We start from the raw sequence: 16,385 nt of genomic DNA on the forward strand, positions 1-16,385 counted from the left end.
TCGGGGACGGCGGTCGCGACCGGCGAGGACTTTTGCGGAATCTGCAAAGATGGCGCCATGATCGCTGACCTGGGGGACCTGATCGGCGCGATCGGTCCGCGGCTGCGCGCTCTCCGTCTCACGCGGGCAATGACCCTGACAGCTGTGGCCGAGGAGTCGGGCCTCTCGGTCAGCACGCTGTCCCGGGTGGAGACCGGTAAACGGCAGCCGACCCTCGACGTCCTGCTCCCCCTGGCGCGCGTCTATCGGGTGTCCCTCGATCAACTCGTCGACGCACCGCCCACGGGTGATCCTCGCGTGCACCTCGAACCGCGGTCGATGGCGTCCGGGGGTGTCATCGTTCCCCTCACCGATTACCCCGGACGTGTGCGTGCGTTCAAGCACGTCCTCGGGCCTCGCGAACCGCGCCTGGCGACCCACGACGGACACGCGTGGCTCTACGTTCTCGCCGGCAGACTGCGGTTGCTCCTGGCCGACGCCGAGCACATCCTCGAACACGGCGAGACGGCCCAGTTCGATCCGACGACGCCGCACTGGTTCGGACCGGCCGATGACAACCCGGTGGAGATCCTGCATCTGTTCGGTCCACACGGTGACCGGCCGGTGTCGCGCCTGGACGACGTCAGCCCGCAATGACGGCGACCACGGTGACGTCCCGGACCGCACCGTGTGGCGTCGCCCGACCGACGTACGAAGACCGCGGCAATACGAAAGGCGACGAGGGCTCGTCGAGCCGCTGCGTCGCCTTCGAGGTGAAGTGGTGGAGCCTAGGAGATTCGAACTCCTGACATCTGCCTTGCAAAGGCAGCGCTCTACCAACTGAGCTAAGGCCCCGTGCCGTACCGATCGGTTCGGCGGGATGCGAGATTCCGATGTCCGAAAACATCTGTCGCAGTGGGCCTAGGAGGACTTGAACCTCCGACCTCTTCGTTATCAGCGAAGCGCTCTAACCGCCTGAGCTATAGGCCCTTGAACCGAGGAGTGAGATTACCCGACCGATGCCCCAACAAACAAAACGGCTGGTCAGGGGCTCGCTCAATCGAGGTCGGCGAGAGTCACCTCGGCGCCGCCGACGAGGTCGGCACAGATGTTGTAGATGTAGCTGCCGATCGTCGCGAGCGCGGTCAGCAGGATCGCGTTGATGGCGCCCAGGAGCGCCGCGGCGCCGAAGACGGTGCCCGCCCCGATCACGTCGTTACTCGCGGCCGATTCCTCCGCCATGAGCGTTCCGAAGCTGTTGTTCACCTGATCCCACACGCCCATGCCGTCGAGGATGAGGTACAGCACGGCGACGGAAATCATCCAGATGAAGAACCCGACCACCGACAGCACGGCCGCGACCTTGAACGTCGCCCACGGGTCGATCCGACGCACCTGCACCGAGGCGCGCAGCGCGGTCCCGGCGGCGAGTACCTGGCGAGGCGCCGACCGCGGTGCGGAGGGCTTGGATCCCGGCGCCTGTGCCGTCTCGGGTCGCTTCAGGTCCGCCGTGTGGTGGATCTGATCGAGGTCGGGCAGATCGTTCTCCGGAAGGTGTCCGCGGTCGATCGTGCTGGTGGGTGACTCGACGAAGCCGGGTTCCTCGGTCGCCGTCGCCGTACCCGATCGGCGCGGACTCTCCAGCTTGGTCACCGGGGCCTGCTGGCCGCTCATGCTGGCGGCAGCGGTGCCGCTGTTCGTCACGACGCCACGCGGCGGCGGGCCGCCCGGGTTGTTCAGCGGCGGGCCTGCCGGGCCCTCACCGGTGCTCGGACGCTGGGCGGCGTCGCGGTTGAACGTCTCGGTCGGGGCGGCTGACGGATCGTCGGCCGGCCCCCGCTGCCACGGCGGCACCAGTCCCCCGGTCGGGGTTCCCGTTCCGGGTCCCGCCGGTCCCCCGGCGGGGCGCCCGTTCTGGTCCTGATGCGGCTCGTTCGGTGTGCTCACAGACATTCCCTCACTCAGGCGTTCCTGACGTTGCTCGCTCGGCGCCGGGTCCGAGCCCGCCGTTCCCCGACCCGTCGACTCGCGACGGGTCGAGCAACAGTGGCCTTCACCCTAACGCCTAGGAAGAGACCTCTGTCTCGTCCGGCTCGTCGGCGTTGCGGGCGATGGCGATGACCGTGGTGCCCTCGTCGATGTTCATCAGACGGACACCCTTGGTCTGGCGTCCGGCCTTGCGCACCGATTTTGCCGTGGTGCGGATGACGCCGCCCCCCGAGGTGATGGCGTAGAGCTCGGAGTCGTCGTCGACGATGAGCGCGCCGATCAGTTCACCGCGTCGACGATCGTGGGCGATCGTCAGCACACCCTTGCCGCCGCGACCCTGCACCGGGTAGTCGTCCATACCGGTCCGCTTGGCGTACCCGCCGGACGTGGCGACCAGCAGGTAGGTGCCCTCGCGGACGACGTTCAGTGACAACAGCGTGTCGTCGGTGTTGAACCGCATGCCCTGGACGCCGGAGGTCTGCCGGCCCATCGGCCGCAGGGCTTCGTCGTCGGCGTGGAACCGGATCGACTGTCCCTTCTGCGACACCAGGAGCAGATCGTCGTCGGCGCTGCACAATTGGGCGCCGACCAACTCGTCCTCGCCACGCAGGTTGATCGCCGCGATGCCGCCGGAGCGGTTGGAGTCGAAGTCGACCAGTCGCGACTTCTTCACCAGGCCGTTGCGGGTGGCGAGCACCAGATACGGCGCATCCTCGTAGGTCTTCAGCTGGATGACCTGGGCGATCCGCTCCTCCGGCTGGAAGGCCAGGAGGTTGGCGACATGCTGACCACGGGCGGTGCGGTTCGCCTCGGGCAGCTCGTAGGCCTTGGCGCGGTAGACGCGACCCTTGGTGGTGAAGAACAGGATCCAGTCGTGGGTCGAGCACACGAAAAAGTGTTTGACGATGTCGTCCTGCTTGAGCCCGGCACCCTGCACACCCTTGCCGCCGCGACGCTGACTGCGGTACAGGTCGGTTTTCGTGCGCTTGGCGTATCCGGTCTCGGTGATCGTGACGACGACGTCCTCGCGGGCGATCAGATCCTCGTCGCTGACATCGCCGTCGGCCGCGATGATCTTGGTCCGACGCTCGTCACCGTACTTCTCGACGACCTCCTTGAGCTCGTCGCGCACGATGGCGCGCTGACGCTCGGGCCGGTTGAGGATGTCCTTGTAATCGGCGATCTCGAGTTCGATCTCGGCGAGTTCGTCGACGATCTTCTGGCGTTCCAGGGCCGACAGACGGCGCAACTGCATCGCGAGGATGGCATCGGCCTGGATCTCGTCGATGTCGAGGAGGTCGATCAGGCCGGTACGCGCGGTCTCGGTGTTGGCCGAGCGGCGGATCAGCGCGATCACTTCGTCAAGCGCGTCAAGGGCTTTCACCAGACCGCGCAGAATGTGTGCGCGCTCCTCGGCCTTGCGCAACCGGTACCGCGTCCGTCGCACGATGACGTCGATCTGATGCGCCACGTAGTAACGGATCATCTGGTCCAGACGCAGCGTGCGGGGCACGCCGTCGACGATGGACAGCATGTTCGCACCGAAGCTGGTCTGCAGCTGGCTGTGCTTGTACAGGTTGTTCAGGACGACCTTCGCGACGGCGTCGCGACGCAGCGTCACCACGATCCGCATGCCGACGCGGTCCGAGGACTGATCCTCGATCCGGCTAATGCCCTTCAGCTTTCCTTCGTTGACCTGCTCGGCGATCGATTGGATCAGGTTGTCCGGGTTGACCTGGTAGGGCAACTCGGTGACCACCAGCGTGGTAGATCCCTTGTTCTCCTCGATGTCGACAACACTGCGCATCCGGATGCTGCCACGCCCGGTGGTGTAGGCGTCCTTGATCCCCTGGCTGCCGACGATCAGTCCGGCCGTGGGGAAGTCGGGTCCCTTGATGCACTCCATGCACGCGGCGAGGGTGGTCTCGTCGTCGGCGTCGTGGTTCTCCAGCGCCCAGAACACCGCATCGGCAACCTCGTTGAGGTTGTGCGGGGGCATGTTCGTCGCCATGCCGACGGCAATACCGCCGGAACCATTGATCAGCAGGTTCGGGATACGCGACGGCAGGACCGTCGGTTCATTCGTCTTGCCGTCGTAGTTGGGGACGAAATCGACTGTCTCCTCCCCGATGTCGCGCAGCATCTCCATGGCCAGCGGGGTGAGACGGGCCTCGGTGTAACGCATCGCCGCGGCGCCGTCGTTGCCCCGCGAGCCGAAGTTGCCCTGACCGTCGATGAGCGGGTACCGCATCGACCACGGCTGGGCGAGGCGCACCAGGGCGTCGTAGATCGCGGTGTCGCCGTGCGGATGGTAGTTACCCATCGTCTCCGCAACGGGTTTCGCCGATTTGACGTAGCTGCGGTCCGGGCGGAACCCGGCGTCGAAGGACGCGTAGAGGAGGCGGCGGTGCACCGGCTTGAGACCGTCGCGGACCTCGGGAAGAGCGCGACCCACGATGACGCTCATCGCGTAGTCGATGTAGCTCTTCTGCATCTCCTGCCCGAGATCGACGGGCTCGATGCGATCGCCTTCACCGCCGGCGGGCGGCAGGGTGGTGTCAGTCATGTGTGTACTTTCTCCGATCGGAGCGGAATCGCAGGAACCCGCGATCAGACATCGAGGAAGCGAACGTCTTTCGCGTTGCGGGCGATGAAGCTGCGTCGGGCGGCGACGTCCTCACCCATCAGGATGGAGAACAGTTCGTCGGCGGCCGCGGCATCGTCGAGGGTGACCTGGCGCAGGACACGCACGGCCGGGTCCATCGTGGTCTCCCACAGTTCCTTGGCGTTCATCTCGCCGAGGCCCTTGTACCGCTGGATGCCGTCGTCGGTGTTGATCTTCTTGCCCGCCGCACGACCGGCCTCGAGCAGTCCGTCCCGCTCGCGATCGGAATAGGCGAACTCCGGAGCCGACTTCTGCCACTTGAGCTTGTACAGCGGCGGCATCGCGAGGAACACGTGACCGTGCTCGATGAGCGGCCGCATGAAGCGGAACAGCAGGGTGAGCAGGAGGGTCGAGATGTGCTGACCGTCGACGTCGGCGTCGGCCATCAGCACGATCTTGTGATAGCGGAGCTTGCTGATGTCGAACTCGTCGTGGATGCCCGTGCCAAAGGCGGTGATGATCGACTGGACCTCGGTGTTCTTGAGCACCCGGTCAATGCGCGCCTTCTCGACGTTGATGATCTTGCCGCGCAACGGCAGGATCGCCTGGTACATCGAGTCACGGCCCGACTTGGCGCTGCCGCCGGCCGAGTCGCCCTCCACGATGTAGACCTCGCACTTGCCGGGATCGTTGCTGCGGCAGTCGGCGAGCTTGCCGGGGAGACCACCGATGTCGGTGGCGGTCTTGCGGCGCACCAGATCGCGGGCATTGCGCGCTGCCATCCGGGCCCGCTGCGACTCGACGATCTTCTTGATGATCGTCTTCGCCTCGGCCGGGTTGGCCTCCAGCCAGTGCCCGAGGTGTTCACTGCAGACCCGCTGGACGAATCCCTTGACCTCGGTGTTGCCCAGCTTGGTCTTGGTCTGGCCCTCGAACTGCGGATCCCCGACCTTCACCGAGATCACCGCGGCGAGGCCCTCGCGGATGTCGTCACCCGAGAGGCGGTCTTCCTTCTTGTCCTTGATGAGCTTCTTGTCCACCGCGTACTTGTTCACGGTGAGGGTCAGCGCGGCGCGGAAACCCTCTTCGTGAGTACCGCCCTCGTGAGTGTTGATGGTGTTGGCGAAGGTGTGGACCGATTCGGAATAGCCTGCGTTCCACTGCATCGCGACCTCGACCTCGTGGCCGGTGCCCTGGCCGGTGAAGCCGACGACGGTGGTGTGGATCGACTGCTTGGTCCGGTTGAGGTGCTTGATGTAGTCGACGAGCCCGTCGGGGTAGTGATAGGTCCGAGTCTTCGGCTTGGCCGCGGCGGCGGCCTTCTCCTCCTCGGACTTCACCGCCTCGGCGGCCTCGGTGGTGCCGCTCTCCTCGTCACCGTCGGCGTCACCCGGCGGTTCGATGGCCTGCGGGCGCTGATCGGTCAACGTGATGGTGAGGCCCTTGTTCAGGAAGGCCATCTCCTGCAGACGACGCGCCACGGTCTCGGCGTTGAATCGTGTGGTCTCGGTGAAGATCTCGGGGTCCGGCCAGAACCGCACCGTGGTGCCGGTCTTGCGCGTCGGGGTCCCCTTCTCGAGGGCGCCGGGTGTCGCGTAGGTGTAGGTCTGCTCCCAGTTGAATCCGTCGTTCTGGATCTCCAGCTCCACCTTGGTGGACAACGCGTTGACCACCGAGATGCCGACGCCGTGCAGGCCACCGGACACCGCGTAGGCGTCGGAGTCGAACTTGCCGCCGGCGTGCAGCTGGGTCATAACGACCTCGACGGTCGGCACGCCCGTGCGGTGCATGCCGGTGGGGATGCCGCGGCCGTCGTCGACGACCTGGACACCCCCGTCGGCCAGGAGGGTCACGTCGACGCGCGAGGCGAAGCCGGCCATCGCCTCGTCGACCGAGTTGTCGACGACCTCCCAGATCAGGTGGTGCAGCCCTCGCTCACCGGTGGATCCGATGTACATGCCGGGCCGTTTGCGGACGGCCTCCAGACCTTCGAGGATGTTGATCGAATCGGCGCCATACTCTGACGGCTTCTTCTTGTTCTTCTTCGGTCCGGTGTCGTTGGTGTCGGCCACGAGGTGCGTCCGCTCCTGTTCTGCTCATCGACGGATCAGGTGGTCTCCGGATCCGTCGTCGATCCTTCTCGACGGGGCACACGGCGGTTGCGCGCACAGGAATACCCGGTGGGTACATCCGGGTAGCCTGGAGGCGCTGTCTGTCTGCTGTTGTGCACCCCTGTCGGGACAACTCTCCACAGTGTACTGCCTGACTCGCCCTGGAACGCGCATCCGGGGCCGCTAACAGGCCCTCAGAACGATTTTTTTGCCTCGATCCCGGTTCGATCGTGGCTTGGGGATGGAAAACGGCCCACGAGGCTCTGCAACTAGTAAAGTGCGGTCGAGTCTGCTAGCGGCGCGTCAGCCGTAGGTGTCGCGTGGGCCGCGCCCGCGCACATGCCGTTCACCCTTACGCCACGACGGGCCCTTCGGACCACTGATCCGCAACGAGGTGACCTGGCCGTTGCCGATGGCGGCCGCGATCTTGGCGAGGATCTGGGACTGGATGTAGCGAAGTTGCGTCGCCCACGCCGTCGACTCGGCCTGCACGTGGAGGACGTTGTCGCGCAACGCAACCGGCTTCGCATGAGCGGCGATGTCCGAACCCACGATCTGCTCCCACATCCCGAACAGCGCGCCTTCGCCGATCTTCTCCTGCCACCCGCGATCCTTCGCCAGACCTCCGACGAGCCGGCCGAACGGCTGCGGATCCCGCGGATCCGGACCGGAGCCGGACCAGCGTCGACGCCCCTGGGATCCGCGCGGGACCCGACGGACGGGCGACGCCCGGCCCCGGCCGACCGACTTACCCGCGGCACGGGCCTGTGCCCGGGCCTCCTCGAGCGCCTTGCGGGCACGCTCGTACCCGCCGAGTTCGCCGGGCGGTGTCGGCCGTGGTGCGGGGTCGGCGGGATCCGGGGACCCGGACGGGCGATCGTCACTCATGGGTGTCCTCCCCCCGCTGCCGTCACATCGTCGAGCGCTTCGTCGACGATGTGCGACCGCCGGCCCGCGTCGTCGTCGACCACATCGACGCCGATCCGCCGGCCACCAATCCGCCCGGGGATGTCCTCGGCGACGGCGGCGGTGATGAGGAGTTGCTCGGCGTCGGCGGTGAAATCGACGAGTTGCGCGCGCCGCTTGGCGTCGAGTTCGGCGAACACGTCATCGAGCATGATCACCGGCTCGACACCTTCGGCGCGGGTGAGCTCGACGGAGCCGAGGCGCAGAGCCAGTGCCAACGACCAGGATTCCCCGTGTGAGGCAAAGCCTTTCGCGATATCGCTGCCGAGCACGATGTCGATGTCGTCGCGATGCGGACCGACGAGACACAGGCCCCGCTCGATCTCCTTGTCGCGCAACTCCGTCAGGCGTAGTGCCAGCACGTCGGCGATCGCCTCGGGTGTGTGCTCCTCGATCTCGACACCGCCGGCGGGACGATACCGGAGCACGGCCGGCCGTGAATGCGGCGCGATCGAGGCGTATGAGCCGGTGAAGTGCGGCTCGAGCTCGGCGAGCACCGACAACCGTGCGGCGATCACCTGACCGCCGAGATCCGCGAGCTGACCATCCCAGACATCAAGTGTGCTGACCACCGAATCTGCCTGTTGCCCACCACGTCTCAGCGCCGCGGCGGCAGTCTTGAGCAAGGCCGACCGCTGACGCAGGACCCGGTCGTAGTCCGCGCGGGCGGCGGCGTAACGGGGACCCCGCTGGGCGACCAGTTCGTCGACGAAGCGTCGGCGGTCGCTCGGGTCACCACGCACCAGGGACAGGTCCTCGGGCGCGAACAGCACCGTACGGAGGATGCCGAGCAGGTCGCGGGGCCGCCGCGCCGGGCTCCGGTTGATGGTCGCCTTGTTGGCGCCCTCGGCATTGATCCGCAGCTCGGCGGTCAGCTCACGGCCGTCGTTCTCAACCGTCGCGGTGACCGACGCCGACGCGGAGCCCGCGTGTACGAGCGGTGCATCGGAACTCACCCGGTGTGAGCGCAGCGTCGAGAGATAGAACAGCGCCTCGAGCAGATTGGTCTTGCCGAAGCCGTTGCGGCCGGTGAAGACCGTCGGCCCGGGTGCCAGATCGAGGTCGACGGACCGCCACGATCGGAAATCGCGCAGATGCAGCTCACGGACGAACACGAGTCGGCGTCGATCCTGAGGACGGTGAGGCCGTGGCGGCCGTCAGCCCGGGAGGCGGACGGGCATCAACAGGTAGCTGAACGCGCTCTCGGGAGCGACGAAGGCGCCGGACTCGTCCGCGACCGGATCCTCTCCGCTGGCCGGGCGGAGGACGGCAGGCCGGCTGGGGGTGGTGAATCCGAAGTCCACCGCGTCGGCGTTGATCGCCGACAATCCGTCCTGCAGGTACCCGGGGTTGAACGCGATCGTGAGGGGCTCACCCTGGAACGACACGGGCAGCTCTTCCTCGGCCTTGCCGGCCTCGTCGCCGCCCGCGGTGAGTAGCACGGATCCCTCGGAGAACTCCATCCGGACCTGCGCGCCGCGCTCGGCGACCAGGGCCACACGACGGATCGCCTCGATCAGCGGGCCGCTGTCGATGGTGGCGACGGCGGTGTGACTGGCCGGGAGCAGCTGGCGGAACTTCGGGAACTCCGCGTCGAGCAGGCGGGTGGTGGTCTTCTTGGTCTCGCCGAGGATGCCGAGGATGCCGTCGGATCCGATGGCCGCGCCACCACCGAACGCCAGCGAGACGACGCCGGTGCCCTCGGCACCTGCGGTCTTGGCGCTCTCCGAGAGCGTCTTCGCGGGCACGAGGACGGCCCCCTTGGTGTCGGGATCGGAAGGCTCCCACTGCAATTCACGCACCGCGAGGCGGAATCGGTCGGTCGCGGCGAGGACGACGGAGTTGCCCTCGATCTCGACGCGGACACCGGTGAGCATGGGCAGGGTGTCGTCCTTGCCGGCCGCCACGGCCACCTGCGAGATCGCCTCGGCGAAGAGCTGCGACGGGATCGTTCCGGTGACGGAGGGCACGTCGGGCAACTGCGGGTAGTCCTCGACCGGCATCGTCGGGAGCGAGAACTTGGCGCTGCCACAGGTGATGGCGACGCGTGCACCGTCGAGGGTCACGTCGACCGGCTTGTTGGGCAGGGCCTTGGTGATGTCGGCGAGGAGCCGACCGGAGACCAGGACCTGTCCGGGCTCGGCGACCTCCGCGCCCAGATTTTCCTGGGCCGAGACCTCGTAGTCGAAACCCGAGACGGTCAGGCCGTTTTCGCCGACGTTGAGCACCACGCAGCCGAGAACCGGGACGGGCGGACGAGACGGGAGACTGCGGGCGACCCAGGCGACGGAATCAGCGAACTCGTCACGCGCGACACGAAACTTCATGCTGGGAGGTTGCCCTTCTCTCGTTCTCGTTCCCGCCTGGATCGCCGGGTCGGCGCCGCAGTGGGTCGGCCGGCCTGGAGTGGGATCCCGCATCCGGGAATCCCACTGTAGAACGCCGCCGCCGGAGCCGGAGTGGTTGGGGCCAAGTCAGACCGTCGTCGGAGCCGGCTGCGGCCGACCCGATCGGCGACGGTCTGTGCACAGACCTTCTTACAAAAGAATCTCTTTCTAGAGGGATCCATCTCAGTAATAGGAGTTGTGCAATCTGTGGACAACCATGACATCGGGCCAGTCCGGGCGGGTGTGGACGTGTGCATGACCGGTGGAGCAACGTCGAGCGGATCCGTCCGGGGATGTGGAGTTCTCATGTTGTTCGCGCGGCGTCCACCGCCGATGCACATGCCGACCCTGGTTATCCCAAGGATTGTTCACAGCTGGTGATCGATTCTGAGCAGGGTCGATGTCGGCCGAATCCGGGTGCGGGACGGAGGTCCACGGCGTCGAAGACTCTCGACCTGAGGACCAGACTTGGCATTCGGAGGGGCCATCGGGGCCGCCATCGGATGCCACTGCGGGTGGCGGAACACCCCCAGACGTCCGCACCCCCGGGCCGTCGTGGCCTCGGGGGTGCGGAGAGCTGTACGTGTGAGCGTGTCAGCCCACGGCGCGCTGCTTGATGCGGGCGGTGAGTTCCTGGACGTGGTCGTACACCCGGCGGCGCTCGGCCATCTCCTTGCGGATCTTCCGTTCGGCGTACATGACCGTCGTGTGATCGCGGTCGAAGGTCTCGCCGATCTTCGGCAGCGAGAGGTCGGTGAGCTCACGACACAGGTACATGGAGATCTGGCGGGCCTGAGCGATCGACCGTGTCTTACCGGGACCTCGGAGTTCCTCGACAGAGATGTCGAAGTACTCGGCGGTGATCGCGAGGATGCTCGCCGCGCTGACCTCCAGGGTCCCCGAGTTGGGCAGCAGGGCCTGCAGGACGACGTCGGCCAGGGACTTGTCGAGAGCGGCGTCGTTGAGCGACGCGAACGCCGTCACGCGGATGAGTGCGCCCTCGAGTTCGCGGATGTTGCGCTCGATCTTCGACGCGATGAGTTCGAGGACGTCGTCGGGAACCGCGATGTTGTCCATCTGCGCCTTCTTGCGCAGAATCGCGATCCGGGTCTCCAGATCGGGCGGCTGGACGTCGGTGATCAAGCCCCACTCGAACCGTGTACGGAGCCGATCTTCCAGTGTCGCAAGCTGTTTCGGCGGCCGATCAGAGGAGATGACGATCTGCTTGCTCGCGTTGTGCAGGGTGTTGAAGGTGTGGAAGAACTCTTCCTGGATACCTTCTTTGCCCACGAGGAACTGGATGTCGTCGACCAGCAGCACATCGACGTCGCGATACCGGCGCTTGAACGCCACCCGCCGGTCGTCGCGGAGCGAGTTGATGAAGTCGTTGGTGAATTCCTCGGTGGACACGTACTTGACCCGCATGCCCGGGAAGAGGCGTTGCGCGTAATGGCCCGCGGCGTGCAGCAGGTGCGTCTTGCCGAGTCCGGACTCTCCCCAGATGAACAGTGGGTTGTAGGCCCGGGCGGGGGCTTCCGAGACCGCCACCGCCGATGCGTGCGCGAATCGGTTCGACGCGCCGATGACGAAGGTGTCAAAGGTGTACTTGGGGTTGAGGTTTGCGCCGGTGGCCGGCGGCGTCGAGGTGGGCCGCTCGGCGAAGTACGACGCCCAGTCGCCGGACGGGCGCGTCGACTCCGGCATCGGGGACGGCGCGCGGCCCGCGCCCACGGGAGCGGCCGTGTAGTCAACTGCTGCGGCCGCTCCGGCGATGGGCCGTACGTCGGGAACGGGTGTTTCCGCCACCGGCTCGTCGTTACGCGGGGTGGCGATACGGACGCCGAGATCGACGGGTTCGTCGAGGTGGCGGCTGAGGACCGAGCGGATGGTCTCCCGGAGATTGCGTTCGATCTGTTCCTGGACCAGTGCCGTGGGCACGGTCAGCAGGGCGAAGCCTTCGGTGAGGGTCAGGGGTCGAACCAGTGACAGCCACGCCTTCTGCTGGCGTGTCAGTGGTTCGTGGTCGCGTGCGGCTTCGTCGTCGTTGAGTTCGGCGACGACCTGTTGCCACACCTCGCCGAAAGTGTCTCGGTCTGAAGTCACGGGGCTGGCCTCCTGGTCCGGAAAACTACCAGCGATCGCGAGAGCGGTGGCATCTGCGCCGTAGTGCCCGTCTCTCCACAGGGTTATCCACACCTGTGTACAAAGGTGACGAACTGGGGACTTCGGTCGGAGCCAGGTCCTCGAAGATCTACCTCGACGGGAGGGGGTGGCCGACGCTGTGAGTGAACGTAACAGAGGTCGAGGAGGGCCACAAAGCGATCGGGACGTTTGACTCGATTCTGCTGACAATCTTGCTTTCGTGGCCCAGAACACACTGGTCGCGAACGGTCCCGGAGAACGGACGTCGTCGTTTGATTTGGACGCCCGGTGTCAGTAGTCTCGACTGGTCATCCAGGTTGCGGATTTGCGCGGCGAACTTCCGTGTTCGCCGAGTCATCACCGACACCAGTTCGGCACCGTCCTGGATCAACAGACCAACCACAACATGTGGGTCATGCCCGGGTAACCGGCGTGCCCACAGGGAGCACAAGGAGTCACCGTGGCCAAGGGCAAGCGTACTTTCCAGCCGAACAACCGTCGTCGCGCGCGCGTGCACGGATTCCGTCTGCGCATGCGGACCCGCGCCGGACGTGCGATCGTCAGCGGCCGTCGTTCCAAGGGCCGCGCGAAGCTCACCGCCTGATCGTCGGCTCTCACCGGGTCCCGCACGGGGCCCGGTCAGCTGTTCGATGACTGCGCCCCTTCATCGGATCTCACGGGGATCCGACTTCTCTCGCACCCTCAAGTCCGGTGCGCGGGTGAACAGTCGTGACTTCGTCGTCCATCTCGCGATGGTCGGTCGTGAATGGCCCGACCCCCGCGGCCTTCGACGGGACGTGGCGATGTCCGGCGGTCCCTGGTTCGGTCTCGTGGTCAGCAAATCCGTCGGCGATGCGGTGACGCGCCATCTCGTCGCCCGCCGACTTCGCGCGGCATTCGCCGGCGCATCGCATCTGCTTCCCGACGAGACGTATGTGGTCGTCCGTGCCCGCCGAAGCGCGGCCGAGCGATCCAGCGACGAGCTCGCCGACCAGCTCCGCGACGCGTTCACCAGTCGTCGTGTCCTCGCCCTGTCCGAGGCCGTCGCGGCGTCGGCCGACGGAGCGGGACCGCGGTGATGAGCGGCACTACCGACACCACGCCGTCGCCCGAGACCGAGGCGGATCCGGCGACTCCGCACGCGGCCTCGAGCGGAACCGGCGCGCGCCTGTGGCGCGGACTCCGCCTTCTCCCCCGCCGCACCGTCATCTTCCTCATCGAGCTGTATCGCACCTGGGTGTCGCCGATGCGTCTGCCGTCCTGCAGGTTCGAACCCACCTGTTCGGGATATGCGGTCGAGGCACTGGACCGGCACGGCTTCCTCTATGGCTCGGTGCTGTCGGTCATCCGGCTCGCGAAGTGCGGGCCCTGGCACAAACCCGGCTACGACCCGGTTCCCGAACGCGGCTTCGGCGAACTGTGCCGCGACCTGTGGCGCTCGGCGACCGGCACACACCGACCTCGAAACCATCAGCACGCGTCCGGCGAGACGCCTGCTCTGTGAGTACAACAAGTGAGGGGTAACTGACCCGTGCTCGACTTCATCTATTACCCGGTCTCCGGGATCATGTGGGTCTGGCATTGGCTCTTCAGCCATGTCACGCCCGACTCCCCCGGTGGCGACGGCATCGCCTGGGCCCTGTCGGTGGTGTTCCTCGTGTTCACCCTGCGTGCGATTCTCTACAAGCCCTTCGTGAAGCAGATCCGCACCACGAAGAAGATGCAGGAGATCAACCCGCAGCTCCAGGCGATCCGTAAGAAGTACGCCAAGGATCGGGTGAAGATGACCGAGGAGATGCAGAAGCTGCAGAAGGAGCACGGGTTCAACCCGATGCTCGGCTGTCTGCCGATGCTGCTGCAGATCCCGGTCTTCATCGGTCTGTTCCACGTGCTGCGCTCGTTCAACCGTATGGGCACCGGCATGGGTCAGCTCGGCATGAGCGCGGCAGAGACCCGGTCCCAGGGCAACTACGTGTTCAGCGCCGAACAGGTGCAGAACTTCCTGGACGCCCGCCTCTTCGGTGTTCCGCTGTCGTCGTACCTCGTCGAGCCGGCGACCGAGTTCCAGGCCTTCGTCGAGCCCGGCTCCCCCATCGACTTCACGCGCCCGCAGATCGCGTTCGTCGTCATCCCCATGATGATCGTCGCCTCCATCGCGACGCACCTGAACTCGCGTGCGTCGGTCGCCCGCCAGCCGGAGGCGGCGCTGGAGAATCCGCAGACCCGGATGATGAACAACCTCGCGCTGTACGTCTTCCCGATCGGCATCCTCGTGACCGGTCCGTTCTTCCCGGTCGCCATCCTCCTGTACTGGATGAGCAACAACATCTGGACCTACGGTCAGCAGCACATCGTCTTCGGGCACATCGCCAAGGAAGAAGAAGAGGCCAAGCTCCTCAAGCAGGAGAAGCTGAAGGCCAATGCGCCGAAGCCGGGCGCGCGACCCGACCGGAAGAAGAAGCCCGCCGCGACGAACACCAACGGCGCCGCCTCGACGAACGTTTCCCTCTCGAAGGACGGGTCGTCGGACAAGGCCGGGACCGACGGTGTCGATGCAGATGCGTCGCCCGACGAGTCGACGACCGCCGCAGCGGACACCGGGGCGGGAGCCAAACCCAAGCCGGGTCAGAAGCCCACACGTCCCGGCGCCGGCGCCGCACCGGGCAAGAAGCAGAACCACAACCGCGGAAGCCGTTCGACAGCCAAACGCGGAAACAAACGCGGTGGCAAACGATGACCGCCCCAGACTTGTTCGATGAAGCACAGAAGTTAGGTGAATGAGATGACAGCAGAGACTGCAACTCAAGCCGGTACGGACGCCGAGACCACGGCGGGACCCCAGACCGAGGACCAGGCCGATACGTCTTCGTCGGCCGTCGGCGACGACGGTGCGGTGTCGGACAACGCCGTCACGGAAGCGGCGGATGTCGACGCCGATGATGAGGCCTCGGACGAGTCCGACGTCGATGAGTCCGATGACGACGACTCGGATGAGGACGAAGACGACGAAGACCGTCTGGTCGAAGAAGGCGAGATCGCCGGCGATTACCTCGAGCAGCTGCTCGACGTCCTCGACTTCGATGGCGACATCGACCTGGATGTGGATGGCGACCGAGCAGTCGTCAGCATCGATGGCGGCGACGACCTGACGAAGCTCGTGGGGCGCAAGGGCGAGGTCCTCGACGCGCTCCAGGAGCTGACCCGCCTGGCTGTCCAGCAGGCGACAGGTGAACGCAGCCGCCTGATGCTCGACATCGCCCGGTGGCGGGCTGATCGCCGCGATCGGCTTGCACGCCTCGGTCGTGAGGTCGCCGAGCGAGTCCTGTCGTCCGGCGAGCGCGAAGCGCTGGATCCGATGACCCCGTTCGAGCGGAAGATCGTGCACGACGCGGTCGCGGTCGTCGACGGCGTCGTCAGCGAGAGCGAGGGTGCAGAGCCGAAACGTCGCGTGGTGGTCCTCCCCTCGTAGCAAGCACTCCCCTCCCCCACGAGGTCAACAGGCCCCGACCGTCTCGGTCGGGGCCTGATTTCGTTTTCTGGGTACAGCTTGGTTGGGGCGGACACGAGGACGGCAGTTCATCAGAGCGTTCGCGATGGTTACTTACACGGGTGTTGTTTCACGTGAAACATCAGCCTGGCCGTTGAGGCGACCAGCAGAACGGATGCGCGCGGGGGTGCTGTTGACCGATCGACTCGACGGCCGCCGACCCTGCGACTCGGGTCGAGGTCGTACGTCCCAGGATGTGGCCGCCGGAATAGGTAACCGTCACCTTCGCTCCCCGCGCCCTGTGGCCGACTCAGTCGGCGACTTTGGTTGATCCTGTGTCCGACACAATGTGGTTGCTACACATGGCGGTGGCCGCGAACTCACACTGCATATGTCGCCATAATGCGGTGGATGCCTACGTGTACCGGGCGCGACGAGAGGTGCCCGAAGCCGTTCAGTTCCCGGCCAGGTCGAGGTGCGATCGGTCGAGCGTGGTCGGCGGCGCTGGTCTCGGCGGCCGCTGTAGCGATAGGGCAGATCCGGGTGTTGGCAGCGTGGACCGCGGCGGAGAGTCTCGGGCGGCACTGGCCAATGACACCGCTCGCTGCTCGGGTCCGGATGCAGAGCGAACGAATCGTCACGTGACGTTTCCGTTCGGCACCAGGGTGTGAGTCAGATCGGGTCGTCCTCAGGACCACCGAGGCTCGCTTCGCTCGCAC

Annotated in this window: 13 protein-coding genes and 2 tRNA genes; 6 read left to right on the forward strand and 9 right to left on the reverse strand. The window is 66.2% G+C overall.

Annotated elements, in window-relative coordinates; genetic code table 11:
- The first annotated feature begins 57 nt into the window (after nucleotides 1-57).
- Nucleotides 58-636: a helix-turn-helix domain-containing protein gene (locus ACFVHY_RS04965; RefSeq protein ID WP_390269135.1), complete on the forward strand. Its 579-nt coding sequence runs from the start codon at nucleotides 58-60 to the stop codon at nucleotides 634-636.
- 122 nt (nucleotides 637-758) lie between these two features.
- On the opposite strand, the gene ACFVHY_RS04970 is transcribed toward ACFVHY_RS04965, so the two are convergent.
- The 9 genes from ACFVHY_RS04970 to dnaA all read right to left on the reverse strand — a co-directional run bounded on the left by ACFVHY_RS04970 (nucleotide 759) and on the right by dnaA (nucleotide 12,140).
- Nucleotides 759-834, reverse strand: a tRNA-Ala gene (locus tag ACFVHY_RS04970).
- Between the two features lie 61 nt (nucleotides 835-895).
- A tRNA-Ile gene (locus ACFVHY_RS04975) sits at nucleotides 896-969 on the reverse strand.
- Nucleotides 970-1,035: 66 nt separating this feature from the next.
- The gene (locus ACFVHY_RS04980; RefSeq protein ID WP_058253052.1) at nucleotides 1,036-1,926 is read right to left on the reverse strand and encodes a DUF3566 domain-containing protein; all 891 of its coding nucleotides are present in this window, start codon (nucleotides 1,924-1,926) and stop codon (nucleotides 1,036-1,038) included.
- Between the two features lie 118 nt (nucleotides 1,927-2,044).
- A complete protein-coding gene (gene gyrA, locus ACFVHY_RS04985; protein ID WP_390269139.1) occupies nucleotides 2,045-4,534 on the reverse strand; it encodes a DNA gyrase subunit A in 2,490 nt (829 codons plus the stop codon).
- A gap of 44 nt (nucleotides 4,535-4,578) precedes the next feature.
- A complete protein-coding gene (gene gyrB, locus ACFVHY_RS04990) occupies nucleotides 4,579-6,645 on the reverse strand; it encodes a DNA topoisomerase (ATP-hydrolyzing) subunit B (protein WP_390269142.1) in 2,067 nt (688 codons plus the stop codon).
- A 342-nt stretch (nucleotides 6,646-6,987) separates the two neighbouring features.
- The gene (locus ACFVHY_RS04995; protein WP_390269145.1) at nucleotides 6,988-7,572 is read right to left on the reverse strand and encodes a DUF721 family protein; all 585 of its coding nucleotides are present in this window, start codon (nucleotides 7,570-7,572) and stop codon (nucleotides 6,988-6,990) included.
- A complete protein-coding gene (gene recF / locus ACFVHY_RS05000; protein ID WP_137809134.1) occupies nucleotides 7,569-8,765 on the reverse strand; it encodes a DNA replication/repair protein RecF in 1,197 nt (398 codons plus the stop codon). Before recF ends, ACFVHY_RS04995 begins: the two co-directional genes overlap by 4 nt.
- Nucleotides 8,766-8,807: 42 nt before the next feature.
- The gene (gene dnaN, locus ACFVHY_RS05005) at nucleotides 8,808-9,977 is read right to left on the reverse strand and encodes a DNA polymerase III subunit beta (RefSeq protein ID WP_390269149.1); all 1,170 of its coding nucleotides are present in this window, start codon (nucleotides 9,975-9,977) and stop codon (nucleotides 8,808-8,810) included.
- A gap of 654 nt (nucleotides 9,978-10,631) precedes the next feature.
- On the reverse strand, nucleotides 10,632-12,140 hold the full coding sequence (gene dnaA / locus ACFVHY_RS05010; protein ID WP_065630839.1) for a chromosomal replication initiator protein DnaA: 1,509 nt from the start codon (nucleotides 12,138-12,140) through the stop codon (nucleotides 10,632-10,634).
- Nucleotides 12,141-12,639: 499 nt separating this feature from the next.
- On the opposite strand from dnaA, the gene rpmH reads away from it, so the two are divergent.
- From rpmH to ACFVHY_RS05035, 5 genes are read left to right on the forward strand one after another with little or no spacing between them, the layout of a single operon-like run.
- Complete coding sequence (gene rpmH / locus ACFVHY_RS05015) at nucleotides 12,640-12,783, forward strand: 50S ribosomal protein L34 (protein ID WP_004020968.1); 144 nt, start codon at nucleotides 12,640-12,642, stop codon at nucleotides 12,781-12,783.
- A 46-nt stretch (nucleotides 12,784-12,829) separates the two neighbouring features.
- A complete protein-coding gene (gene rnpA, locus ACFVHY_RS05020; RefSeq protein ID WP_390269153.1) occupies nucleotides 12,830-13,258 on the forward strand; it encodes a ribonuclease P protein component in 429 nt (142 codons plus the stop codon).
- Nucleotides 13,258-13,683: a membrane protein insertion efficiency factor YidD gene (gene yidD / locus ACFVHY_RS05025; protein ID WP_390269156.1), complete on the forward strand. Its 426-nt coding sequence runs from the start codon at nucleotides 13,258-13,260 to the stop codon at nucleotides 13,681-13,683. Before rnpA ends, yidD begins: the two co-directional genes overlap by 1 nt.
- 27 nt (nucleotides 13,684-13,710) lie before the next feature.
- Entirely contained in the window at nucleotides 13,711-14,916 is a 1,206-nt protein-coding gene (gene yidC, locus ACFVHY_RS05030; RefSeq protein WP_390269158.1) for a membrane protein insertase YidC, read from the forward strand.
- A gap of 45 nt (nucleotides 14,917-14,961) precedes the next feature.
- Complete coding sequence (locus tag ACFVHY_RS05035; RefSeq protein WP_390269161.1) at nucleotides 14,962-15,648, forward strand: protein jag; 687 nt, start codon at nucleotides 14,962-14,964, stop codon at nucleotides 15,646-15,648.
- The last annotated feature ends 737 nt before the right edge of the window (nucleotides 15,649-16,385 follow it).

The sequence above is a fragment of the Gordonia sp. NPDC127522 genome, from assembly GCF_042672305.1.
In the GTDB taxonomy this organism is placed as follows: domain Bacteria; phylum Actinomycetota; class Actinomycetes; order Mycobacteriales; family Mycobacteriaceae; genus Gordonia; species Gordonia hongkongensis.

What these genes read in the sequence shown, in the direction of transcription:
- ACFVHY_RS04965 (WP_390269135.1), top strand. Translation starts at nt 58, where the DNA reads ATGATCGCTGACCTGGGGGACCTGATCGGCGCGATCGGTCCGCGGCTG.
- gyrA (WP_390269139.1), bottom strand. Translation starts at nt 4,534, where the DNA reads ATGACTGACACCACCCTGCCGCCCGCCGGCGGTGAAGGCGATCGCATC.
- ACFVHY_RS04995 (WP_390269145.1), bottom strand. Translation starts at nt 7,572, where the DNA reads ATGAGTGACGATCGCCCGTCCGGGTCCCCGGATCCCGCCGACCCCGCA.
- dnaN (WP_390269149.1), bottom strand. Translation starts at nt 9,977, where the DNA reads ATGAAGTTTCGTGTCGCGCGTGACGAGTTCGCTGATTCCGTCGCCTGG.
- rnpA (WP_390269153.1), top strand. Translation starts at nt 12,830, where the DNA reads ATGACTGCGCCCCTTCATCGGATCTCACGGGGATCCGACTTCTCTCGC.
- yidD (WP_390269156.1), top strand. Translation starts at nt 13,258, where the DNA reads ATGAGCGGCACTACCGACACCACGCCGTCGCCCGAGACCGAGGCGGAT.
- ACFVHY_RS05035 (WP_390269161.1), top strand. Translation starts at nt 14,962, where the DNA reads ATGACAGCAGAGACTGCAACTCAAGCCGGTACGGACGCCGAGACCACG.